Genomic DNA, 23369 nt, shown 5'->3' with positions numbered 1-23369 from the left:
CGCATTGGTGTCGCTGAGCGTCTCCAATGCGGCATTGGGGAGAGTGACCGCAGGGCGTTTCCCTCTCGGCGGCGGTAGCCGCACGCGCGCCCGTCAGAGGGGTTTGAACTGGACGTAGGTCACCTGCTTGAAGGTGTTGGCCCCGCTCGGTGACGGCAGCCCGAGCAAGTGGTCGGCTACTTGCGCCAAGCGTCCGCAGCCCGTGGTGCGCGGAAACGCGAGTTGGGTGTCGACGACGCCGAACTTCACCGTCGTCGGGTTCTGCGAGATCACCTCGAAGGGCACCGCGGGATCGTCCTTGACCACGGAGTGGAGCGGCGCGTCGAGGGTGCCGACCGTGCATCCCTTGGGCAGCAAGGGATGCCGCAGGACCGCGTAGAGGTCCAGTTCGCCGCGACGTTCGTCGTTCGACAGGAAGTCCGAATAGCCGCCGTACTTCAGCTGCATGGTCGCGCCGAGAGTGCCGCGGATCCGGGCGGGGTCGTGACGCAGTTCGCCGAACACTTGCGCGTACTTCCCGGCCACTTTGCCTTCGGAGAACGTCAGCCGCATCTCCCCGAGCGGGATCTCGCGGCCGCCGATGGTCAGGACTCCTTGGGAGACAAAGGCTTCGCACCGCCAGGTCCCCGGGTCGGCGTTGGCGGGCGGGGCGGGGCAGGCGGAGAAGTCGAAGTCGGGCAAGGGGGACGGCGCCGCGGAGGCGTGGCCGGGCAGGACGACGAAGGCGGCGGCGGAGAGTGCGGCCGCGGCGGCGGCGAGAAGACGTCTCATGACCGAAAAGAGTGGTCTGTGCCGAGCCGGGTCACATCGGGGAAGTCACCCAGGGGATCCCGGGAATCGCCACGTTCGAGTGAAAATAAACGGTGTTTACCCAGCTGACGCGAATCTCCTTCGGATTCGGCCTTGAAGGTGCCCTGACCAGCGGGTGATCATCGGCCCATGTCCCCACTGTCGCGCCGCAAGTTCCTCGGGTTCACCGCACTCAACTCCGCCGCCGCTCTCGGGCTCACCACGATCTCCACCGCGCGGGCCGAAGAAACGACACCGGGCTTCTCGACGGCCGTCGTCGTCGGCACCGGGTACGGCGCCGCGGTCACCGCGCTCCGCCTCGGTGAGGCCGGGATCCCGACCGTCATGCTCGAGATGGGCAAGCTGTGGAGCGACGCCGGTCCCGACGGCAAGGTCTTCTGCGACATGCTCAAACCGGACCGGCGGGCCGCGTGGTTCAAGAACCGCACCCAGGCCCCGCTCGCGTCCTTCCTGTGGCTGGACCTGGCCAACCGGGACATCAAGCGGTATCCCGGCGTCCTCGACCGGGTTAACCACGGCGACATGTCCGTGTACGTCGGACGAGGGGTCGGCGGCGGTTCACTGGTCAACGGCGCGATGGCCGTGACGCCGAGGCGGTCGTATTTCGAGGAGATCCTGCCCGCCGTCGACGCGGACGAGATGTACGGGACGTACTTTCCCCGGGCCAACCAGGCGCTCGGGGTGAACCACATCGACCCGCACTGGTTCGAAACCTGCCGTTCCTACAAGTACGCGCGGGTTTCCCGGAAGGCGGCGGCGCGAGCGGGCCTCAAGACGGTGTTCGTGCCCAGCGTCTACGACTTCGAGTACATGAAGCGGGAAGAAGCGGGCACGGTGCCGAGGTCGGCGCTCGCGTCGGAAGTCATCTACGGCAACAACCACGGCAAGCGTTCCCTCGACAAGAGTTACCTCGCGGCCGCGCTGGGCACCGGGAAGGTGACCATCAAGACTCTGCACCAGGTCCGCGGAATCACGCGCCAGACCGACGGCACCTACGTCCTGACCGTGCACGAAACCGCCGAGGACGGCGCGGTCGTGGCGAGGAAACAGCTCGGCGCGAAGTACCTGTTCCTCGGTGCCGGCAGCCTCGGGTCGACGGAACTGCTCGTGCGGGCGCGCGAGACCGGGACACTGCCCGAGCTGAACGACGAGGTCGGCCGCGGCTGGGGGACCAACGGCAACGTGATGCTGGGCCGTGCCAACCACGCGTGGGATCTCGGCGGCTCGTTGCAGTCGGGGATGCCCGCGCTCGGCATCGACGCGTGGGACGACCCGGTGAACCCGGTCTTCGCCGAGGTCGCGCCGGTGCCAGCCGGGATCGAGACGTGGCTGAGCCTGTATCTGGCGATCACGAAGAACCCCGAGCGCGGTCACTTCACCTACGACGCCGCCAGCGACTCCGCGCGACTGCGGTGGAGCGCCGAGCAGGGGAAGCCGTCGATCGACGCGGCGAAGTCGTTGTTCGACAAGGTCAACCGGGCGAATCGCACGATCTACCGGAGTGACCTGTTCGGGGATACGCGGTCGTTCGAGAACCGGTTCACCTATCACCCGTTGGGCGGTTTGGTGCTGGGTAAGGCCACCGACCTGTACGGCCGGGTGAAGGGTTATCGGAACCTCTACGTGACCGACGGATCGCTGATCCCGGGCAGCACCGGGGTGAACCCCTTCGTGACCATCACCGCGCTGGCGGAGCGGAACGTGGAACGGGTGCTGAGGGAGGACGCCCTCGGCTAGCTCAGCCCTCGGCCCGCAACTTCTCGTAGTAGAGGACGCAATCGTCGTATCGCGGCAGCAACCCCTGCTCCAAGGCCTCCTTCAGCCAGGGCGCAGCAGTGTCCTTTTCGGACACCGCGGCTTCGATGTCGCGCGGCCACGGCAGGTTGAGGTCGGTGTCCATCGGGTTGATGCCGTGCTCGCCCGCCGGGTTGTACGGCTCGGAGCAGAGGTAGGTCATGACCGTGTTGTCTTCGAGCGCCATGAAGGCGTGGCCGAGGCCTTCGGCGACGTAAACCGATTTGTACTCGACGCTGTCGAGCAGCACGGATGTCCACTCGCCGAAGGTCGGCGAGCCGACGCGGAGATCGACGATGACGTCGAGCAGTGAACCGCTCGGGCAGTAGATGTACTTTGCCTGCCCGGGCGGGGTGTCCGCGAAGTGCAGTCCGCGGATGGCGCCGCGCCGGGAAACGCTGGTGTTGGTCTGCGCCAGGCGAAGCCGGTGTCCGACCGTTTCGACGAACGCCTCCTCTTGGAAGGGCGCCACGAACAGGCCGCGGTGATCGGGGAAAACGCTGGGGGTGAACTCGAAACAGTCGGGGATGCTGAGGCGCCTGGCTTGCATACCTCAATGCTAGCCAGCCGTTCTCAAGCCGGACGGACGTCTTGCTATACCTCTCTTGAGCTGCGGAAAGCCGGGCCGGTTTGTGACATGAACCGCACCAGAGGGGCACACTGGTCCGCACGCCTGTCACAATGATCTGACCGCTGCGTCCGCGGCCGTCGCCACACCCACGGCACCGATGGCCGATTGGACGCTTCGCCGACAGGCCGGCGCTACCGCGCTGGGCTGCCGTGTCGGAGGACGAGTTACCCCGGATGGCCGGGCCATGCCCTTTTCGGCCTGCCCATTCACCAGTTCCCCCGCTCGCAGTCCCAGGAGAATCCAGTGACTTACGCTCGAATCGAGACTTCGCCGTCCATAGACACGGCCGAAGCAATGACGGGAAACACGATGACCACGCCAGTGACCGACGCCGAGATCTTCGAAGGGCACGAGGGCGGCAAGCTCTCCGTGGCCGCGACGCGCCCGATCTCCTCGCCCCGTGACCTTTCGGTCGCGTACACGCCTGGTGTGGCGAAGGTCAGCCTGGCGATCGCCGAGGACGCGGCCAAGGCGAAGCGGTACACGTGGGCGGACAGGCTGGTCGTGGTGGTCAGCGACGGTACGGCGGTGCTCGGCCTCGGTGACATCGGCGCGAGCGCCTCGCTGCCGGTCATGGAGGGCAAGTCGGTCCTGTTCAAGACCTTCGGCGGGCTCGACTCGATCCCGCTGGTGCTCGACACCACCGACGTCGACGAGATCATCGAGACCCTGGTCCGGCTGCGCCCGTCGTTCGGCGCGGTGAACCTGGAGGACATCTCGGCGCCGCGCTGCTTCGAACTGGAGGACCGCCTGAAGGAGGCCCTCGACTGCCCGGTCATGCACGACGACCAGCACGGCACGGCGATCGTCACGCTGGCCGCCCTGCGCGGGGCGAACCAGGTCCTCGGCAAGGACATCTCCGGCCAGCGCGTGGTCGTCTCCGGAGCGGGCGCGGCGGGTGTGGCCTGCGCCAGGATCCTCCAGAACGCCGGTGTCGCGGACGTCACCGTGCTCGACTCGCGCGGCATCATCCACGAAGGTCGCGAGGGCCTGAACCCGATCAAGCGGAAGCTCGCCGAGACCACGAACACCTCCGGTCTGCGCGGCGGCCTCGGCGAGGCGCTGAAGGGCGCCGACGTCTTCCTCGGCCTGTCCGGGGCGACCATCGACGAGACCCTGCTGGCCGGGATGGCCGACGACGCGATCGTGTTCGCGCTGTCCAACCCGGACCCGGAGGTTCACCCGGCCGCGGCGTCGCGGTACGCCAAGATCGTGGCGACCGGGCGCAGCGACTTCCCGAACCAGATCAACAACGTGCTGGCGTTCCCCGGCGTCTTCCGCGGCGCGCTGGACTCCGGCGCGCGGGCGATCACCGAGAACATGAAGCTGGCCGCGGCCGACGCGATCTTCTCCGTCGCGCAGGACGACCTGGGCCCGGACCGCATCGTCCCCAGCCCGCTGGACCCGCGCGTCGCGCCCGAGGTGGCCGCCGCGGTCGCGAAGGCCGCCGAAGCCGACGGCGTGGTGTGACCGGTCCTTTCGTGGCCTGAAGTGTGAGATGAACGGGACTTTCATTGCAAAATTTGCAATGAAAGTCCCGTTCATCTCATCCGGGTTGCGCAGGGCACAGGTCCGTGAAGGACCCCTTGAGCCTCACCAGTCACGACGGCGGCGCGTGAAGGCCCGCAAGTACAGGAAGCCCCCTTCCTTGCGCCAGGCGCAAGGAAGGGGGCCTTCCTGTACTTGCCATGATCCCGATCGAGGTTGCGCACGTCAGCCGGTAGGGATGGCCAGATCGGCACCGGGGACCAGCGCGGAATCGGTCAGCTGTGAGCTGGGCGAGTGGAGCGTGCAGAAGACGGTGCGCACGCCGTGTTTCCAGGTGTCGCGCTCAGGCTTCAGGTAGCCCAGATCGGTGTAGACACCTTCCGCGTCGAGTCGCGGCTTGTCCACGTTCTTGGCCATGATCCGCTGACAGTGGTCCAAGGCTTCCGCTTTCAGTTCTCCGCCACTGGGCCAGGGGCCGTCCGTCGCGGTGAAGGCTCCGATCACTTGGGTGGTGTGCACGCTTCCGCACGCGGTGAGTTCGACGCTGGTGAAAGTGCCCGTGACCGCGGACTGCTGGAAGCAATCGCCCGGTTTCAAGGTGCAGGCGTTGGCGTGGCCGGACGGCGGGGTGGCGCAACTCGTGCTCGACGCGCTCGGCGGGCTCGCGGTGTAGCGGTCCGGGTTCCCCATGGTGTTCCCGAGAAGGGCGATCCAGCCGACGGTCCAGAAGCCGGCGGCCGCGAGGCCGCCGATCGCCAGGACCCGGCCCGGCCGCTTTCCCTGTCCGGTCTGGGTGAGCGCGATGATGCCCATGATGATCGCGGGCAGCAACGGCAGTGCCAGGCAACCGGCCAGACCCAGTACGAACGTGGCGATCGCCAGGCCGCTGGTCTTGTGGTGGTGCGGCGGAAGCCCGGCCGGGTAGGCGAACCCGTACGGCTGCGCGATCGGCATTCCCGGGCCTTGAGGTCCGCGCGGTTCGTTCATGGGACCGAACCTAGGAAGAGCGCATGAAGTTCCGATGACAGCGGCCGTCGGCTCAGTCGAGCAGTTCCGCCAGCCGGTGCCGCGGCAGATCGATCAGCCGAGCGTCCGTCAGATCCGCCGGGACGTCGAGGGAGACGTTCGCCAGCCGCGCGTGCGCCCTGGTCAGCAGCTCCCCGGGATGGTCGACGGCGTCCGCGACGACGATGGCGTGCCGGTTGTCCGGGGTGCTCCGCAGCAGCCGCAGCCGGTACTTCGCCCCGACCAGCCGGTTGAGCGCGCCCTGCGCCTCGGCGTTCGTCAGGTCCGGATGCGAGTTCGGGACCAGGAGCGCGAGCCGCCGCGCGTTGGTGCCCAGCAGTGTCCTCAGTAGCCACGGGCCGGGGTCGGCCGAAAGATCCATCGCGACCGAGTCGCCTTCCGGTCCGGAAACAGACCAGTCGACCGGCCGCGACTCCAGCGCCAGCCCGCCCTCGGTGGCGATTTCGTGCAGTTTGTCCAGCAGCGACGGCTTGGCCGCGCCGGCGGACTCCACCGACTGCGGCCCGTGCGTGTAGATCGCGGACTTTCCTTTGCCGCCGCGGTTCTTCTTCGATTTCGCGGTCGGCTGGCATACGTAGAGGTCCGCCGCGCTCCCGATCGCCTGCGCCCCGAAGTACCGGTTGAAGTCCGGCAGGATCGCTTCGAAGGTCAGTCCGAGCGTCGCGAGCGCCCGCTGCACCTGGGCGCCCAACGCGGGATGGCGGGGGCTGTAGCCGTAAGCGAGCAGCAGTCGTCCGTCCGAGGGTTCGGTGAGCGCCTGGACGCCGCGCGCGGCGAACAGGCCCATTCCTTCGGGGGTGTAAGGCGGATCACTGAACACGAGATCCATCCGGCCGACCACGGTGGGTGGCAACCCGACGCGCAGATCCGTGTGCAGGGTACGGATGGACCGCTCGCTGAGTTCGTCGATGTAGGCCAGCACCCGATCGTCGAGATCGACGACGGTGAGGTCCGCGTCGGGCCGCAACGCGCGTACGGCCAGTGAAGTGAGGTCGTGGTCGCCGAGGAACAGCAGCTTCGCCGTGTCGAGGTCGTAGCGTTCGTCCAGCCACAGCGCGCGGTTCAGCACGGTCTCCGGTGTCGCCTGCACGTGGTCGAGCGCGGCCAGCGGCGGCGGCACGTTCTCGACGTAGCTGGTGATGGTCTTCAGCAGGTCGGGGTCGGGTTTCCGGTCCCGCGCCTCGAAGCGCGCGTATTTCTCGCGGGCGGCGGGGGCGAGCCGGACGCGGGACTCGTTCCGTTCGAGGTCGTCGCCGAGCGCGTTCAGGACGTCTTCGACACTCCGGCGTGGCGCGGTGCTGATCCGGACCAGTTCGCCGAGGTCACGCCAATCCGTCCGGAGCAGGGAAATCACCTGATGGAGCGGTCGCACGTGGACACCGTGCGCCGCCAGGACGTCATCGACGAGAGAACTCACAGCGCGCAGCCTAGTGAACCGATCCCTGAGACACCGTGCCAACAGGGCCGATGTGGGCTACGGTTTTTCGACCAGACATGGGGAGAGACGCGTGACTATCGAGTTCCGTGGCGTGACCAAGCGGTATCCGGACGGGACGGTCGCGGTCGACGACCTGAACCTCACCGTGGAGGACGGCACCATCACCGTCTTCGTCGGGCCGTCCGGTTGCGGCAAGACCACGTCACTCCGGATGATCAACCGCATGGTCGAGCCGACGTCGGGCGCCGTACTGCTCGACGGCAAGGACGTCAGCGACGGCGACCCGGCGCTGCTGCGCCGCGGCATCGGCTACGTCATCCAGCACGCCGGCCTCTTTCCACACAGGACAGTCCTGGACAACGTCGCCACCGTGCCGCTGCTGTCCGGCTGGGACAAGGGCAAGGCACGCAAACGCGCGGCCGAGCTCCTGGAGACCGTCGGCCTGCCCGCGGAACTCGGCAAGCGGTACCCCGCACAGCTTTCCGGCGGCCAGCAGCAGCGTGTCGGCGTCGCCAGGGCGCTCGCGGCGGATTCGCCGGTGCTGCTGATGGACGAGCCGTTCTCCGCCGTGGACCCGATCGTCCGCGAGGAACTGCAGGACGAACTGCTGCGATTGCAGTCGCAGCTGGGGAAGACGATCGTGTTCGTCACCCACGACATCGACGAGGCCGTGCGGCTCGGCGACAAGATCGCCGTGCTCCGCGTCGGCGGTGTGCTCGCGCAGTACGGCACGCCCTCGGATGTGCTGCGTCATCCCGTCGACGACTTCGTCGCGTCGTTCGTGGGCAAGGACCGCGGCTATCGTGGCCTCTCCTTCCTTTCGGCGGACGGGATCGTCGTCGAAGAGATCAAGCGGGTCGAGGTCGGCAAGCCGGTCACCGGGCCGTCCGACGAATGGCTGGTCGCGGTCAACGCCGAGGGGCAGCCGCGCGGCTGGCTGCGTCCGGGGTCCACTGTGGACGGAGCGCTCGCCGAAACCGACCTCGCCGCGGGTGGATCGCTGTACGTCCAGGGATCGCCGATCCGCGGCGCGCTCGACGCGGCGCTCTCGTCGCCCGCGAGTCTCGGTGTCGCCGTCGACGCCGACAACAAGGTCCTCGGCGTGGTCAGAGCCAAGCAGGTTCTCGAAGTGATCGAAGCGCTGCCACTGGGTTCCTGATGGGGGACTTCTTCGCGGAACTCGGGCGCTACCTCGCCAGCGCCAACAACCGCTCGCAGTTCTTCGGTGACCTGCTCGACCACATCTACCTTTCGCTGGTGCCGCTGGTGCTGGGCCTGGTGATCGCGGTACTGGCGGGCTGGCTCGGCCACCGGTTCGCCCCGGTGCGGTCCGTATTGCTGGTGGTGTCGAACCTGCTGTACACGATCCCGTCGCTCGCGCTGTTCGTCGTGATCCCCGGCATCATCGGTTCGAAGATCCTCGACAGCGTCAACGTCATCGTCGCGCTGACCATCTACACCTCCGCCCTGCTGGTGCGCCCGGTGCTGGACGCGCTCGACGCCGTCCCGCCGCACGTCGTCGCGGCGGCCACCTCGATCGGCTACAAACCGGCGCGCAAGTTCCTCACCGTCGAACTGCCGCTTTCGGTACCGGTGCTCGCCGCAGGCGTCCGGGTGGCCTCGGTCAGCAACATCAGCCTGGTGAGCGTCGGCGCGCTGATCGGCACCGGCGGGCTCGGCGTGCTGTTCACCGACGGCTTCCAGCGCGAGTACTTCTCACCGATCGTCGTCGGCATCGTCGCGACGCTGCTGCTGGCGCTGATCGTCGACCTGCTGCTGGTGCAATTGCGGAAAGTCCTCACACCCTGGGACCGGGTGGCGACCACGGCGGGGGCGAAATGATCGGCGACGTCCTGAACTGGTTCGGCGACCCGGCCCACTGGCAGGGCACGAACGGCATCCTCAACCGGCTGTTCCAGCATCTCGGCTACACCTTGCTGGCGCTGGTCTTCGCGCTGATCATCGCGATCCCGCTCGGGCTCTACGTCGGGCACACCGGCCGTGGCGCGGTGCTGTTGGTGAGCGGTGGTAACGCGATCCGCGCGCTGCCGACGCTGGGCCTGGTGACCTTCCTGTTCCTGCTCTTCACCGAAAGCGAGATCTCGACGATCATCGGGCTCGTGGTGCTCGCCATCCCGCCCATCCTCGCCGGAACGTACGCGGGCTTGCAGGCGACCGACCACGGCGTGGTCGACGCGGCGCAGGGGATCGGAATGACCGGCTGGCAACGGTTGTGGAAGGTCGAGGTGCCCATCTCGCTGCCGCTGGTGCTCGGCGGGGTCCGGAACTCTGTGCTGCAACTGGTCGCGACGGCCGCCGTGGCCGCCTACGTCGGGCTCGGCGGGCTCGGCCGGTTCCTGCTCGACGGACTGGCCATTTTGGACTATCCGCAGGTGGTCGCGGGCGCCGTCCTGACGACGTTGCTCGCCGTGGTGCTGGACCTCGTCCTGGCAGGCGTCCAGCGGGCGCTGGTACCCAAGGGAGTACGGCTGGCGCAGGCCGCGAGCGGGAAGAAGGCGAAGGTATGAGTGCCGGTAGGCGGAGCTGCGGGTGCACCGGGAAAAGTGACCAGATGCGTGAACCCCGATCGCGGTCGCGGGTTCACCAGCAGGCTATGAGGCGGACGGTGGCGGCTCTGTTCGCCGGGATCGCTTTGCTGGCGACGGGTTGCGGTAACCCGCTGGCAGGCGGCGCCGAGGGCGGCGCGACCGGCGACATCATCATCGGCGCTTCCGACGTCGGGGAAAGCCTTCTGCTGGCCCAGATCTACGCCGGCGCGCTGCGCAACGCGGGTGCGGAGAACGTGACCGTCCGGCCGCCGGTCGGCAGTCGCGAGGTCGTCGTCAAGGCATTGCAGGACAAGTCGCTTTCGGTGGTTCCGGATTACAGCGGGAACCTGTTGCGCTACTTCGACAAAGAGACGCAGGCGACCACGTCGCAGGACGTCTACGCGCAGTTGAAGCAAAAGCTGCCGTCCGGCTTCGAGGTGCTCGAACAAGCGCCCGCCGAGGACAAGGATCTTCTGGTGGTGCGCAAGGAACTCGCCGATTCCGGAGTGAAGACCTTTTCCGATCTCGGCAAGCGCTGCAAGGAACTCGTGCTCGGCGGCCCCGGCCAGTGGAGCAGCCGCTGGAAGGAAAAGATCAAGACGCTCTACGGCTGTGAGTTCGCCGAGATCCGCACGACCGACACCGGCGGCCCGGTCACGGTCGCCGCGCTGAAGTCCGGCGCGATCCAGGTCGCCGACCTGTTCAGCACGTCGTCGACGATCGCCGCGAACGGGTTCGTGCCGCTCGTGGACGACAAGAACATGTTCCCCGCGCAGAACATCGTGCCCCTGGTCGCGAAGGGGACGCTGTCCCCGAAGGAGGTCGAGGCGCTGAACCGGGTCTCGGCGGCGCTCACGACCGATCAGCTGACCGAACTGAACGTCCAGTTCAGTGAGGAGAAGCGCAACCCGCTCGACGTCGCCGAGGAGTTCCTGCGCCGGAACAACCTCCTCGCGCCCTCCTGACCCCCGCAATTCGGCACCTGGTTGCGATAGTTCGGCTAACGAACTATCGCAACCAGGTGCCGAATTGCGGTGTGGGTCAGAGGCGGTCGAAGGCGGGCGAGTAGCGGAAGTCGCCTCGGAGATCTTCGGTGTACGCGCGGAGTGTGCGGACCTGGAAATGCGGCGACCATTCCGCGACCGGCGGCGTGATCCCGAGGGGTTCGGCGAGTACGAAGCCGAAGCGGGAGTAGTAGTTCGGGTCGCCCAGCAGGACGACGGCGCCGTAGCCGAGCGCGTCGGCCGCGCCGAGTACCGCGTGCACGAGAGCCGAGCCGACGCCGGACTTGTGGTGCGAGGGCAGGACACCGAGCGGGCCGAGGCCGACCGTCGACTTCTCGTCGGAGCCGAGCCGGGCCGGGCTGCAACAGACGTGTCCGACGACTTCGCCGTCGCGTTCGGCCACGATGGACAGTGCGCCGGGCAGATCGCCGTCCTCGCGGAGTTCGTCGACGAGTTTCGCCTCGACCACCGGGACACTGTGTTTCGCGAACGCGGCCAGATGGACGGCGTGGATCGCCTCGCGGTCGGCCGGGGTTTCCTGTCGGAGCAGCATGCGCCGAGTGTGCTCCATCCGAAGGTAGGATGGAAATCGATTTCCAGCCCGCCCGTTCGAGACTTTAGTAGGCGGCCATCCGTGTGTACTTTCACGGCGGTGAAACGACCGGCGGACGGGAAAGCGACCACCAGATGTGCGGATCCCCAATTCTTCGTGGGCCGTACGGGCGCAAAACGCGACTAAAGGCGGGGGCTGAACGGGGCTCGAGCTGCGTCGACGTGACGTCCATTACTACCGAGATGTCCGTAATGCAAGGTCTTCCTTGGGGTGAATCCGCGACTTAGTCTCAGCCTGCGCTCCTAAGTGGAACGCACTTCACCTCTGAGCACACCCCTAACGATCCGGCGGGCCGCGTCATGTCCGTGGGTCGACCCTGCCTGGGAGGAATATCTTGAACAATTCCCTGGGAACCCTGAAGAGACGACTGCCCGCTTTCGGTGTGGCGGCGGCTGTCGCCGTGCTGACCGCGCTCGGCGGCGCCACCGTCGCTTCGGCCGCGGAAGGCTCGATCGTCAATGCCGGTAGTGCCAAGGCGATCAAGGACAGCTACATCGTCGTGCTGAAGGACGGCACGTCGGTCGAAGCCGCCTCGAAGAGCCTGACGAGCCGCCACGGCGGCACGGTCGAGAAGACCTTCGCGTCTTCGGTCCGCGGCTTTTCCGGCGCACTGACCGAAAAGCAGGCGAAGCGCGTCGCCGCCGACCCCGCGGTGGCCTACGTGGAGCAGAACCAGACGGTCTCGATCTCGGCGGACCAGCTGAACCCGCCGTCGTGGGGCCTGGACCGGGTCGACCAGCAAAGCCTTCCGCTGGACCAGAAGTACAGCTACAGCACCACGGCGTCGAACGTCACCGCGTACGTCGTCGACACCGGCATCCTCACCACGCACCCCGACTTCGGCGGGCGCGCGACCCACGGCCGTGACACCGTCGACAACGACAACGACGCCACGGACTGCCAGGGCCACGGCACCCACGTCGCCGGCACCATCGGTGGTACGGCGCACGGTCTGGCCAAGGGCGTCAAGCTCGTCGCCGTCCGCGTGCTGAACTGCTCCGGTTCCGGGACGACCGCCGGTGTCATCGCCGGTGTCGACTGGGTGACCGCGAACGCCGTCAAGCCGGCCGTCGCGAACATGAGCCTCGGCGGTGGCGCTTCGGCGACCCTCGACCAGGCCGTCCAGCGGTCGATCGCGGCGGGCGTCACCTACGGTGTCGCTGCCGGTAACGACACCGGTGCCAACGCGTGCAACACGTCGCCCGCCCGTACCCCCGAGGCGATCACCGTCGGCTCGACCACGAACACCGACGCCCGGTCCAGCTTCTCCAACATCGGCACCTGCCTCGACATCTTCGCGCCGGGCAGCGGCATCACGTCGACGTGGCTGAACAACGGCACCAACACCATCAGCGGTACCTCGATGGCGACCCCGCACGTCGTCGGTGCGGCGGCCCTGTACGCCTCCGCCAACCCGTCGGCCACGCCGAAGCAGGTCCGTGACGCGCTGGTCGCCAACGGCACCAAGGACAAGGTGACCAACCCGGGCACCGGTTCGCCGAACGTGCTGCTCTACACCGGTACCGGCGGTGGCCCCGGCCCCGAGCCCACGCCCTGTGGCACGCAGACCAGCAGCGGCGCCGTCGCCATCCCCGACGCCGGTGCCGCGGTGACCAGCACGGTCACCGTCGCGAACTGCGCCCGCAACGCCTCGGCCACCACCAAGGTCGCGGTGAACATCACGCACACCTACGTCGGTGACCTGGTCATCGACCTGGTCGCGCCGGACGGCACCTCGTACCGCCTGAAGGGTTCGAGCAACGACTCGTCCGACAACATCAACACCACGTACACCGTCAACGCCGCGGCCGAGGCCGCGAACGGCGCCTGGAAACTGAAGGTGCAGGACGTGTACCGGGTCGACACCGGCACGCTCAACAGCTGGTCGCTGACCCTCTGATCCGCCCCTGAGAACGCGAAGGCCCCCTTCCTCCTGCTGGGAAGGGGGCCTCCCCGTGTCCAGCGGGATAACACGCGTGCTTGAGCGGAGATCTCGCGTGATCAGGCGGCGATCACACGAGATCGCCATCCAGACATGTGGCACCGGTTGCGGCGTTCGTCCACTAAGGACCGTCGCGAGGCTCTAGCCTCTGGGGTATGCAGCCCGGACCGCCCTATCAGCAGGGACCTCAGCAGCCGTATCCACCGCAGGGTTATCCGCAGCAGGGCTACCCGGGCTACCCGCAGCCCGGGTACGGCCCGCCGCCGCCGAAGAAGTCGAACACCGGCCTCGTCATCGGGATCGTGATCGGTGCGGTGGTGTTGCTCGGTGGCGGCGGAGTCGGCGCCTTCTTCCTGTTCTCCGGCGATTCGAGTTCGAGCGCGGCGCCGACGGCGTCCAAGAAGTCCGGGCCACCGGACAAGTACACCGCCATGCCCGGTTGCGAGAAGATCGGGACCGGCGTGAAGAACCTGCCGCCACTCGAAACCCCGAAGGGCGAAGAGCCGGCGAGTACTTCGAACAACGAGATCGTCTACACGCGCTCGTTCTGCACCTGGCGGGAACCTGACGCGCCTTCGGCCATGGTGGGCATGTACCTGTCCAAGTCCAAGGAGCCGGGTTCGGGCGCAGGGGAGGACTGGGCCAAGGCCTCGATCGAGAACGCCGTCAACGCCGGCGGCGTGCTCATCCCCACCATGGCCAAGGCGACCAAGGCCGTGTACGCGAAGCTCGATTCCGCGAGCCAGTGCCAGATCAAGTTCCAGCAGGGCAACGTCGAGGCGGAGATCATCGTGACCGGCCCCGATCCTTCCGGGACGGTCAACCAGACGAAGTGCAAGGAGAACGCCCTGAAGGTCGCGAAGGCGACCTCCGAGGCGATCGGCTAGCCGACTTCTACGACCTGGACCTGTCCCGTCGGTCCGTCGCCGAACGGGTTGTCCCAGCCGTGCCATTCGGCGGCGAGGATGTAGAGCGAACCTCCGTCCTCGCCGCCGAGCGTGCAGGCGAAGCAGCCTCGATCGGTTTCGACCTTCTGAAGTACTTCGCCACCTTCGCGGACCCGGACGCAGTGCTTGCTCGCCACGTCCGCGTACCAGACGGCGCCCTCGGCATCGAGGCAGATGCCGTCGGGGTGATCGCCGCCGAGTTCGGCCCACACCCGCCGTCCGGACAGGGAACCGTCCTCGGCGATGTCGAAAGCGGTGAGCCGGTTGCCGTACGACTCGGCGACGATCAGCGTCGAGTCGTCGGGCGTGACGGCCATGCCGTTGCCGAAGAGGATGCCGTCGGCGACCTGGCGGGCTTCGCCGTCCGGGGTGACGACGGCGATGACGCCGGGCGCCTGGAGGTCGTGGAAGCCGTTGACGAAGGCGTTGCCACGGCTGTCGACGACGAGTTCGTTCCAGAGCGCCGCGACGGGGGACAGATCGGCGTAGGTGCTCAGGTCCGCGTTGAGCAGGCGGGCTTCGGGGCCGGAGATGATCAGGAGACGGCCGTCGGGGAGCCAGTCGATCGAGAACGGCATCGTGGTCGGCACGTTCGCGATGACCTCGCTTTCGCCGTCCGGGGTGACGGCGAGGATCTGTCCGGTGCCCCAGTTCGCCAGCCAGAGACGGCCGTCGTGCCAGCGGGCGGATTCGGGGAGCTTGAGGCCGTCGAGCAGGGTCTTCATGGTGTCTCCTTCGGTTGTTTACCCCTATACGAACGGGGTCCGCCGGTTTCGACACCTAAGTACATGAAGGCCCCCTTCCTTGCGCCAGGCGCAAGGAAGGGGGCCTTCATGTACTTCTAGGCGATCAGTCGAACGCCCGCGCGATCAGCGCCTTCTGCTCGACCTCGTGCACCTTGGACGAACCAGCCGACGGGGCGGCCATCGGCCGGCGCGACACGACGTCCAGGTTGGAGAACACCTCCGGGAGCTTCCGGGGCAGGTTCAGGCCGAAGAACGGCCACGCGCCCTGGTTCTCCGGCTCCTCCTGGACCCAGACCGCGGGAGCGCCGTTGTAGCGCTCGAGCGCCGCGAGCAGCTTCTTCTTCGGCAGCGGGTAGTACTGCTCGACGCGGACGATCGCGATGTCGTTCGCCTCGCGCTTCGTCCGCTCGGCCACCAGTTCCCAGTACAGCTTGCCCGACGTCAGCAGGACCTTGCGCACCTTCGACGGGTCGACGACGGCGTCGTCGATGACCGACATGAACTTCGTCTGGCCGGTGAAGTCCTCGACCGCCGAGGTGGCGGCCTTGTTGCGCAGCATCGACTTGGGGGTGAAGACCACCAGCGGGCGGTTCACTCCGTCGAGGGCGTGACGGCGGAGGAGGTGGAAGTAGTTCGCCGGGGTCGACGGCACCGACACGGTCATCGAGCCTTCGGCGCACAGCGAGAGGAAGCGCTCGATGCGGCCGGAGGTGTGGTCCGGGCCCTGGCCTTCGTGGCCGTGCGGCAGCAGCAGCACGACGTCGGAAAGCTGGCCCCACTTGGCCTCGCCGGAGGAGATGTACTCGTCGATGACGGTCTGCGCGCCGTTGACGAAGTCACCGAACTGCGCTTCCCACATGACCAGCGCTTCGGAGTTGGCCACGGAGTAGCCGTACTCGAAGCCGACGGCCGCGTACTCGGACAGCGCCGAGTCGTAGATCATGACGCGGCCCTGGCCCTCGGCCAGGCTCGCCAGCGGGGAGTATTCCTGGCCGGTCTTGCGGTCGATCAGCACCGAGTGGCGCTGGGTGAAGGTGCCGCGGCGGGAGTCCTGGCCGGAGAGCCGCACCAGGCGGCCTTCCATGGCCAGCGAACCGAAGGCGAGCAGTTCGCCGTACGCCCAGTCGATGCCGCCTTCGCGGGACATCTTGTGGCGGCGTTCCATGACCGGCTTGACCCGCGGGTGCGGGGTGAAGCCCTCGGGCACGTTGAGGAACGCGTCACCGATGTGCTCGATGACCTCGGTGGTGGTCGCCGTGGGCACCTTGGCCGGGACCTGCTGCTCCTCCTCGACCGAGGGGCTGGCCTTCACCGCGTGCTTCTCCAGCTCACGGACCTCGTTGAACACGTGCTCCAGCTGGCTGGAGAAGTCGCGCAACGCGGCCTCGGCCTCTTCGACGGAGATGTCGCCGCGGCCGATCAGCGATTCGGTGTAGGTCTTCCGGACCGAACGCTTCGTGTCGATGATGTCGTACATCGCCGGCTGGGTCATCGAAGGGTCGTCGCCCTCGTTGTGGCCGCGGCGGCGGTAGCAGATCAGGTCGATCACGACGTCCTTGTGGAACGCCTGGCGGTACTCGACGGCCAGCTTGGCCACCCAGTGCGCGGCTTCGGGGTCGTCACCGTTCACGTGGAAGATCGGCGAACCGATCATCTTCGCGACGTCGGTGGCGTACTCGCTCGAACGCGAGTGCTCGGGCGCGGTGGTGAAGCCGACCTGGTTGTTGACGATGACGTGCACGGTGCCGCCGGTGCGGTAGCCGCGCAGCAGCGCCAGGTTCAGCGTCTCGGCCACGACACCCTGGCCCGCGAAGGCCGCGTCGCCGTGCATCAGGACCGGGAGGACCGTGAAGCCCTCGCCACCCTTGTCGAGGATGTCCTGCTTCGCGCGGACGATGCCTTCGAGCACCGGGTCGACGGTCTCCAGGTGCGACGGGTTCGCGGTCAGCGACACCTTGGTCTCGCCGTCGCCGAACATGCGGAAGTACTTGCCCTCGGCGCCGAGGTGGTACTTCACGTCACCGGAACCGTGCGCCTGGCCCGGGTCGAGGTTGCCCTCGAACTCCTGGAAGATCTGCGCGATCGGCTTGCCGACGATGTTCGCGAGCACGTTCAGGCGGCCGCGGTGCGGCATGCCGATGACGACCTCGTCGAGTTCGTGCTCGGCGGCCTTGTCCAGCAGCGTGTCGAGCAGCGGGATCGCCGTCTCGCCGCCTTCGAGGGAGAACCGCTTCTGTCCGACGTACTTGGTCTGCAGGAAGGTCTCGAACGCCTCGGCGGCGTTGAGCTTCGAGAGCACGTACTTCTGGACGGCGGGGTCCGGCTTCTCGTGCGGGACCTCGACGCGGTCCTGGATCCAGCGGCGCTCCTCGGGATCGAGGATGTGCGTGTACTCGATGCCGACGGTGCGGCAGTACGAGTTGCGCAGGACACCGAGGATGTCGCGCAGCTTCATCCGCTCCTGGCCGGCGAAACCGCCGACCGGGAACTCGCGGTCCAGATCCCACAGGGTCAGGCCGTGGGAGAGGACGTCGAGGTCGGCGTGGCTGCGCTGCCGGTAGTTCAGCGGGTCGGTGTCGGCCATCAGGTGACCGCGCATGCGGAAGGCGTCGATCAGCTCGATCACGCGCGCGGTCTTGTCGACCGGGCCGTCCGGGATGTCGGCGACCCAGCGGATCGGCTCGTACGGCAGGCGCAGGCTGGTGAAGACGTCGTCGTAGAAGCCGTCCTCGCCGAGCAGCAGCTCGTGGATGCGCTTGAGGAACTCGCCCGACTCCGCACCCTGGATGATGCGGTGGTCGTAGGTCGAGGTCAGCGTCATGATCTTCGACACGCCGAGGTCGACGAGGGCCTTCTCGCTGGTGCCCTCGAAGTGCGCCGGGTACTGCATGGCGCCGACGCCGATGATCGCGCCCTGGCCGGCCTGGAGCCGCGGCACCGAGTGGTTGGTGCCGATGCCGCCGGGGTTGGTCAGCGAGATCGTGGTGCCCGCGAAGTCGTCGGCGGTCAGCTTGCCGTTGCGGGCCTTCTTGACGATCTCCTCGTAGGCCTGCCAGAACTGCATGAAGGTCATGTTCTCGGTGGCCTTGATGGAGGCCACGACGAGCGTGCGGGAGCCTTCCTTGCCCTTCATGTCGATCGCGAGACCGAAGTTCACGTGCTCCGGCGTGATCGCGAACGGCTTCCCGTCGATCAGCTGGTAGTGCCGGTTCATGTTCGGGAAGTTCTTCAGCGCCCGGACCATCGCGTAACCGATGAGGTGCGTGAAGGAGATCTTGCCGCCGCGCGTGCGCTTGAGGTGGTTGTTGATGACGATGCGGTTGTCGGCCATCAGCTTCGCCGGGACGGCACGCACACTCGTCGCCGTCGGCACGGACAGCGACGCGTCCATGTTCTTCGCGATCGCGGCGGCCGCGCCACGGAGCTGCTTCGACTCCGGCTCAGCGTCCTTCTCGACCGTCTTGGCGGGAGCCTTCGCAGCGGCCGCCTTGGGTGCGGCGGCCTTCGCTTCGGTCTTCGGGGCGGCCTTCGCCGGTGTGGCGGCCTTCGCCTCGGTCTTCGGAGCGCTCTGCTTCGCGGCGGACTCGGCGTTGCGGACCGTCTGCGGCGACGGCGTGGAGGCCTGACCGTTGTTGGCGCCCGAGCCCTCCTTGACGGTCTCCGTGGAGGTCTGACGTGCGTCGTCCGCCTTGGTCTGCGCGGCCTGCGTTGGCTTGAAGTCCGCGAAGAAGTCGTGCCAGGCGGCATCGACTGAGGTGGGGTCGGCGAGGAACTGGTCGTACATTTCCTCGACGACCCACTCGTTGGGGCCGAATTGTGACGCAGGGCTGCTGCTGGACACGGCTTGGACTCGCCTCTATCCGTCTCGAGATCTTGAACACCGCTGATGCGCCTACCAGGCTAACCCCCTCGGTGGCAGCCGTGTGATGGAACTGGCCTGTGTGAGGCGTGGCGCACTAGGTGATGGGTCACTGTCTCGATCAAGAGATCGAAAATGTACCACTCGCCGAAGCGGTCCGCGGCCGTTCGGGGGAGCGGGGGACCTTTGCTGTCGGTTCACGGTCTGTGCAGGTCAGGTCACTGTTTGGTCGGTAAAGGTTGGCGGAGTGGTCGTGCCGGGACAGCCTGGAGTTCACGTCGGGGGGCTTTGCTGGGTGGAGGATGCGGCCGGTGTCGTGCCGGCCGCCGATCACCCGCGAGGCGGTGGCAGACGATGTGGCTGGACGAGTGTCCGTCGTTCTGGGACGAGGGGCGTGTGCGCCCGGTGGTCACCGAGTCCGGCAAGGTCGTCCTGAGGTGCGACTCGTGCGCCGCGGTCTGGCCGACGCTCTCCGACTTCAAGGAGATGGAGCACGTCGAGCCCGACGAGCCGGACTGGGCCGTGGCGGCCGGGGTGCACGTCCGGCCCGGGACCTTCCGGTGGGCGTCGGCCCGGGACCTGGAGGTCGCCGGGATGAGCGGCCTCTCGTGGCGCTCCTAAGCGGGGTACGGACGCTCCGATCGATTTGTCGACATGGTGACCTGTGACCGACATTCTCGTGTCCGCCGGGGCGGGAGGTTCCCAATGTCGCATTTGAGACGCTCAGCGTCGCCAATGTCGCATTGGGGACATCGGGGTGCGGCGGTCCGCAAGTAGTCGGCTAGTCGCGGTGGCTAGCCCAGGGACCACAGGCGTGCGTAGTGGCCGTTCGCGGACAGGAGTTCCGCGTGCGTGCCTTGCTCGATGATCCGGCCGTGGTCCAGTACCACGATCCGGTCCGCTTTGGCGGCGGTGGCGAGGCGGTGCGCGACCACGAAGGTCGTGCGGCGGCGCGCGAGTTGTTCGGTCGCGCGCAGGACGGCGGCTTCGGTGGACGGGTCGAGGGCCGCGGTCGCCTCGTCGAGCAGGAGGACGTCCGGGTCCACGAGTTCGGCGCGGGCCAGGGCGACGAGTTGCCGTTGTCCCGCCGAAAGTGAACGTCCGCGTTCGCCGACGGGCTGGTGGAAACCGGCGGGGAGCGCGGCGACACCGTCGAGCGCGCCGACGGACCGGACAGCCTCCTCGACCTCCGCGTCGGTCGCGGAAGGCCTGCCGTAGCGCACATTGTCCGCGACGGTTCCCGAGAACAGATGCGCTTCCTGTGGCACCACACCCATTCGCGCGCGCAGCGCGGCCAGGTCGTACTCGCGGATGTCGGTTCCGTCGATCCGGACCACGCCGCCTGTCGCGTCGTAGAAGCGCGCGACGAGCTTCACCGCTGTCGACTTCCCGGCGCCCGTCGCGCCGACCAAAGCGACGGTCTCCCCGGCCGGGACTTCCAGCAAAAGCTGCGTCAAGGCGGGCTCGTCCGTTGAGGTGTAAGCGAAATCGACATCCTTGAACGAGACCTCGCCTCGCAGCCGCTCCGGGACCGCGACCGGTTTCTCCGCCTCGGGAACGGAACTCGGCGTGCGCAACAGCTCGCCGATGCGGACCAGGCCGACCCGCGCCTGCTGGTAACCGTCGAAAACCGAAGACAGTTGCTGGATCGGCGAGAAGAACTGACCCAGGTACAGCAGGAACGCCACCAGTACCCCCGCCGACAGCGTGCCCGCCGCGACCCGGTTCGCGCCGACGATCAGCACGACCACCTCGGCCAGTCCGGAAAGCATTGCCGCGAAAGGGAAGTACGTGGCGACGAGACGTTGCGCGCGCAAGCGCGAACGCCGGTACTCGTCGCTGCGGGAAGCGAACTTCTCCGCCGTCCGCTCTTCGCGCGTGTACGCCTGCGCGACCCGCAGCCCGTTCACGTTCTCCTGCATGTCCGCGTTGACGACGCTGACGCGTTCCCGCGCCTCGGTGTACGCCTTGGACGAGGCGCGGCGGAAGATCACCGTCGCCACGACGAGGATCGGCAGTACCGCGAGCGCGTACGCCGCCAGCCCGATGTCGGTGATCATCAGCGCCGCCGCGATCCCGACCAGTGTCAGCGCGCTGACCACGGCCTGTGCGACACCGGTTTGCAGGAACGTCGAGAGAGCGTCGACGTCGGTCGTCATCCGGGTCATGATCTTCCCGGACAGTTCGCGTTCGTAGAAGTCGAGCCCGAGTCGTTGCAGATGCGCGTAACTGCGTACGCGCAGCGAATACAGCACCGTTTCGCCGACCCGCGCCGTCATCTTGGTCTGGAGGTAGATCGCGAGCCAGTCCACGACGATCACCAGCGCGCCGATCCCGGCGGCCAGCCAGATCACCGCTTCCAGCCCGGTGCGCACGCCGCTGTCGATGCCGTACTGGTACAGCGCGGGCATCGCGATGGTGGCCAGCGCGTCCGCCGCGACCAGGCCGATCACCACGGCGAGCGGGCGACGCACGGGTTTCAGCAGGCGGCCGAGGCGGAACTTCGGTTCGGCCGCGGTGATGTCCGTGCCAGGGAGCTTCGGCGTGTCCGTGGCGGGCGGCAGCTTCCGGACGCCTTCCAGAAGTTCGCCGGTCGGCGGCAGGTCGACGTCCCATTCGCCGCCGGAGCCCTTGCGCTCACTCGCCAGCTCGTCGGCCTTGTCCTGCTCCGGCCACAGGGCGGGGGTGATTCCCGCGGGGCCGCAGTCGAGGCCTTCGCAGCGGTGCGGTTCCTCGACGTCGTCACCCGGTCCCGCGACGAGTTCGCGGAACAGCGGGCAGCGCGCCAGCAGTTCCTCTTCGGTGCCGACGTCGACGACGCGGCCCTTGTCCAGCACGGCGATCCGGTCGGCGAGGGCGAGGGTGGAGCGGCGATGCGCGATCAGCAGGGTCGTCCGGCTCGCGGTGACCGAGCGCAGCGTGTCGTGGATCGCCGCCTCGGTGACCGTGTCGATGGCGGACGTCGCGTCGTCGAGGACGAGCACGCGCGGGTCGGTCATCAGCGCCCTGGCCAGGCCGAGCCGCTGCCGCTGGCCGCCTGACAACGTGAGGCCGCGTTCGCCGACGAGCGTGTCGTAGCCGTCGGGAAGGCGCTGGATGAACTCGTCCGCTTCGGCCGCTCTCGCTGCCGCGCGGATCTCCTCGTCGCTCGCGTCCGGCCTGCCGTAGGCGATGTTGTCGCGCACCGACGAGGAGAACAGGAACGCTTCCTCGAAGACGACGCCGATCGTGCTGCGCAGGTCGTGCTGCCGGACGTCGCGGACGTCGAGGTCGCCGACCTGGACCGAACCACTGTGGACGTCGTAGAACCGGGGCAGCAGCAAGGAGATCGTCGACTTACCGGAGCCGGCGGTGCCGACCAGGGCGAGTGTTTCCCCTGGCCTGGCTTCGAGGGTGAGCCCGTCGAGGACCGGATCCGACCGCGTGTAGCCGAAGGAGACGTCCTCCAGCCGGACACCGAGCGGGCCTTCGGGCAGCGGCCGCGCGTCCGGGCTGTCGACGACGTCCGGCTGCGCGTCGATCAGCTCGTTGACCCGTTCCGCGCCCGCGCGGGTCAGCTGGGCCTGCACGACGAGGCTCGAGATCATCCTGGCCGGGCCGATCAGGATGGACAGATAGGTGGCGAAGGCCAGGAAGGTGCCCAGGCTGACTTCGCCCTTCAACGCGAGCACACCGCCGACCGCCAGCACCGCGACCTGACCGGCCGCGGGCAGCGCCGCCGTCGTGGCCGTGGGCAACGAGGACAAGCGGGCCGCGCGCATGCGTTCGGCGAAGAGCTTCTTCGCTGTCTTCTCCAGCTTCGCGACTTCGCGCGCCTCCTGGCCGAAGCCCTTCACGACGCGTACGCCGGTGACGGTCTCCTCGACCTGCTGCGCGACGTCGGCCGCGCGCTGCTGGGCCGCCCATGTCGCGGGGAAGAGCCGCTTCCGGCTCACGGCCATGATGATCGCGATCGCCGGGGCGACGACCATCGCGATCAGGGTCAGCGTCGGCGACATCCACAGCATCGCGCCGAGGGACAGCAGCGCGAAGATCACCGAGCCCGCCGAAAGCGGCACCTGCATCAGGACCGACGTGACCAGCTGGAGATCCGAGATCGCGCGCGAGGCGACCTGCCCGGTGCGCAGCGCGTCCTGCTTGCCGCCGTCGAGCCGGGAGACCGCGTTGAACACCTGCCTGCGCAGGTCGTGCTGGACGTCGAGGGCCAGCCGCCCGCCGACGTACCGGCGGGCGAACGCGTTCCCGAAGGTCAGTACCTGGAGTACCGCCATCACGGCGGCGAGCACGCCGAGACGGGAGGTGTCGCCGGCGACGGCGCCGTCGAGCGCCTCGCGGATCAAAAGGGGGCCGGCGGCCTGGAGTCCGACGCCGATGATCGCCGCGCCCAGCGACAGCACGACCAGCCAGGGGTGTTTCCAGCACGAAGCGGCCAGACGGCGGATCCAGCCTCCGGTGGGTGCGGGGGTGGTCTCACGTGCCGGACTGGCTTGACGCGGACGAGGTGGAGCAGTAGTCACCCCGC

Annotated in this window: 17 protein-coding genes; 9 read left to right on the top strand and 8 right to left on the bottom strand. The window is 67.9% G+C overall.

Features of this window, described 5'->3' with window-relative positions; translation table 11 throughout:
* Window positions 1–93 precede the first annotated feature (93 nt).
* Window positions 94–771, bottom strand: coding sequence for a hypothetical protein (locus ACLARN_RS06685; protein WP_409490418.1), 678 nt, complete (start codon window positions 769–771; stop codon window positions 94–96).
* A 168-nt stretch (window positions 772–939) separates the two neighbouring features.
* On the opposite strand from ACLARN_RS06685, the gene ACLARN_RS06680 reads away from it, so the two are divergent.
* Window positions 940–2547: a GMC oxidoreductase gene (locus tag ACLARN_RS06680; RefSeq protein WP_409490417.1), complete on the top strand. Its 1608-nt coding sequence runs from the start codon at window positions 940–942 to the stop codon at window positions 2545–2547.
* Between the two features lies 1 nt (window position 2548).
* Here the strand turns inward: ACLARN_RS06680 and ACLARN_RS06675 are convergent, their stop codons facing one another.
* On the bottom strand, window positions 2549–3154 hold the full coding sequence (locus ACLARN_RS06675) for a dTDP-4-dehydrorhamnose 3,5-epimerase family protein (RefSeq protein ID WP_409490416.1): 606 nt from the start codon (window positions 3152–3154) through the stop codon (window positions 2549–2551).
* A 390-nt stretch (window positions 3155–3544) separates the two neighbouring features.
* Between ACLARN_RS06675 and ACLARN_RS06670 the strand changes: the two genes are divergently transcribed.
* Entirely contained in the window at window positions 3545–4705 is a 1161-nt protein-coding gene (locus tag ACLARN_RS06670; RefSeq protein ID WP_409490415.1) for an NADP-dependent malic enzyme, read from the top strand.
* Between the two features lie 243 nt (window positions 4706–4948).
* Here the strand turns inward: ACLARN_RS06670 and ACLARN_RS06665 are convergent, their stop codons facing one another.
* A complete protein-coding gene (locus tag ACLARN_RS06665) occupies window positions 4949–5710 on the bottom strand; it encodes a septum formation family protein (protein ID WP_409490414.1) in 762 nt (253 codons plus the stop codon).
* Between the two features lie 52 nt (window positions 5711–5762).
* The gene (locus ACLARN_RS06660; RefSeq protein WP_409490413.1) at window positions 5763–7166 is read right to left on the bottom strand and encodes a bis-aminopropyl spermidine synthase family protein; all 1404 of its coding nucleotides are present in this window, start codon (window positions 7164–7166) and stop codon (window positions 5763–5765) included.
* Window positions 7167–7257: 91 nt separating this feature from the next.
* Between ACLARN_RS06660 and ACLARN_RS06655 the strand changes: the two genes are divergently transcribed.
* The 4 genes from ACLARN_RS06655 (at window position 7258) to ACLARN_RS06640 (ending at window position 10701) form a co-directional block, all read left to right on the top strand.
* A complete protein-coding gene (locus tag ACLARN_RS06655; RefSeq protein ID WP_409490412.1) occupies window positions 7258–8346 on the top strand; it encodes an ABC transporter ATP-binding protein in 1089 nt (362 codons plus the stop codon).
* Window positions 8346–9029: an ABC transporter permease gene (locus ACLARN_RS06650; RefSeq protein WP_409490411.1), complete on the top strand. Its 684-nt coding sequence runs from the start codon at window positions 8346–8348 to the stop codon at window positions 9027–9029. Before ACLARN_RS06655 ends, ACLARN_RS06650 begins: the two co-directional genes overlap by 1 nt.
* Window positions 9026–9715, top strand: coding sequence for an ABC transporter permease (locus ACLARN_RS06645; protein WP_409490410.1), 690 nt, complete (start codon window positions 9026–9028; stop codon window positions 9713–9715). The genes ACLARN_RS06650 and ACLARN_RS06645 overlap by 4 nt, the downstream gene beginning before the upstream one ends.
* Before the next feature lie 86 nt (window positions 9716–9801).
* Window positions 9802–10701: an ABC transporter substrate-binding protein gene (locus ACLARN_RS06640; RefSeq protein WP_409490409.1), complete on the top strand. Its 900-nt coding sequence runs from the start codon at window positions 9802–9804 to the stop codon at window positions 10699–10701.
* A 76-nt stretch (window positions 10702–10777) separates the two neighbouring features.
* Here the strand turns inward: ACLARN_RS06640 and ACLARN_RS06635 are convergent, their stop codons facing one another.
* Window positions 10778–11293 (bottom strand): GNAT family N-acetyltransferase, encoded by a 516-nt coding sequence (locus tag ACLARN_RS06635; protein ID WP_409490408.1) that lies wholly within the window; start codon window positions 11291–11293, stop codon window positions 10778–10780.
* A gap of 394 nt (window positions 11294–11687) precedes the next feature.
* Between ACLARN_RS06635 and ACLARN_RS06630 the strand changes: the two genes are divergently transcribed.
* Complete coding sequence (locus tag ACLARN_RS06630) at window positions 11688–13253, top strand: S8 family serine peptidase (RefSeq protein ID WP_409490407.1); 1566 nt, start codon at window positions 11688–11690, stop codon at window positions 13251–13253.
* 197 nt (window positions 13254–13450) lie between these two features.
* Window positions 13451–14182, top strand: coding sequence for a hypothetical protein (locus ACLARN_RS06625; RefSeq protein ID WP_409490406.1), 732 nt, complete (start codon window positions 13451–13453; stop codon window positions 14180–14182).
* On the opposite strand, the gene ACLARN_RS06620 is transcribed toward ACLARN_RS06625, so the two are convergent.
* Window positions 14179–14967 carry an SMP-30/gluconolactonase/LRE family protein gene (locus ACLARN_RS06620; RefSeq protein WP_409490405.1) on the bottom strand — a complete coding sequence of 263 codons (789 nt, stop codon included), beginning with the start codon at window positions 14965–14967 and terminating at the stop codon, window positions 14179–14181. The genes ACLARN_RS06625 and ACLARN_RS06620 overlap by 4 nt on opposite strands.
* A gap of 124 nt (window positions 14968–15091) precedes the next feature.
* The gene (locus ACLARN_RS06615; RefSeq protein ID WP_409490404.1) at window positions 15092–18829 is read right to left on the bottom strand and encodes a multifunctional oxoglutarate decarboxylase/oxoglutarate dehydrogenase thiamine pyrophosphate-binding subunit/dihydrolipoyllysine-residue succinyltransferase subunit; all 3738 of its coding nucleotides are present in this window, start codon (window positions 18827–18829) and stop codon (window positions 15092–15094) included.
* Window positions 18830–19201: 372 nt separating this feature from the next.
* Between ACLARN_RS06615 and ACLARN_RS06610 the strand changes: the two genes are divergently transcribed.
* Entirely contained in the window at window positions 19202–19468 is a 267-nt protein-coding gene (locus ACLARN_RS06610) for a hypothetical protein (protein WP_409490403.1), read from the top strand.
* 173 nt (window positions 19469–19641) lie between these two features.
* Here ACLARN_RS06610 and ACLARN_RS06605 read toward each other — a convergent pair whose 3' ends face one another.
* Window positions 19642–23364, bottom strand: a complete 3723-nt coding sequence (locus ACLARN_RS06605; RefSeq protein ID WP_409490402.1) for an ABC transporter ATP-binding protein — start codon at window positions 23362–23364, stop codon at window positions 19642–19644.
* Between the last annotated feature and the right edge of the window lie 5 nt (window positions 23365–23369).

Origin of the sequence: Amycolatopsis sp. cmx-11-12, assembly GCF_046269425.1 — a bacterium.
GTDB lineage: Bacteria > Actinomycetota > Actinomycetes > Mycobacteriales > Pseudonocardiaceae > Amycolatopsis.
The sequence above is the reverse complement of the archived record's forward strand: the minus strand, read 5'-3'. Positions and strand labels throughout refer to the sequence as shown.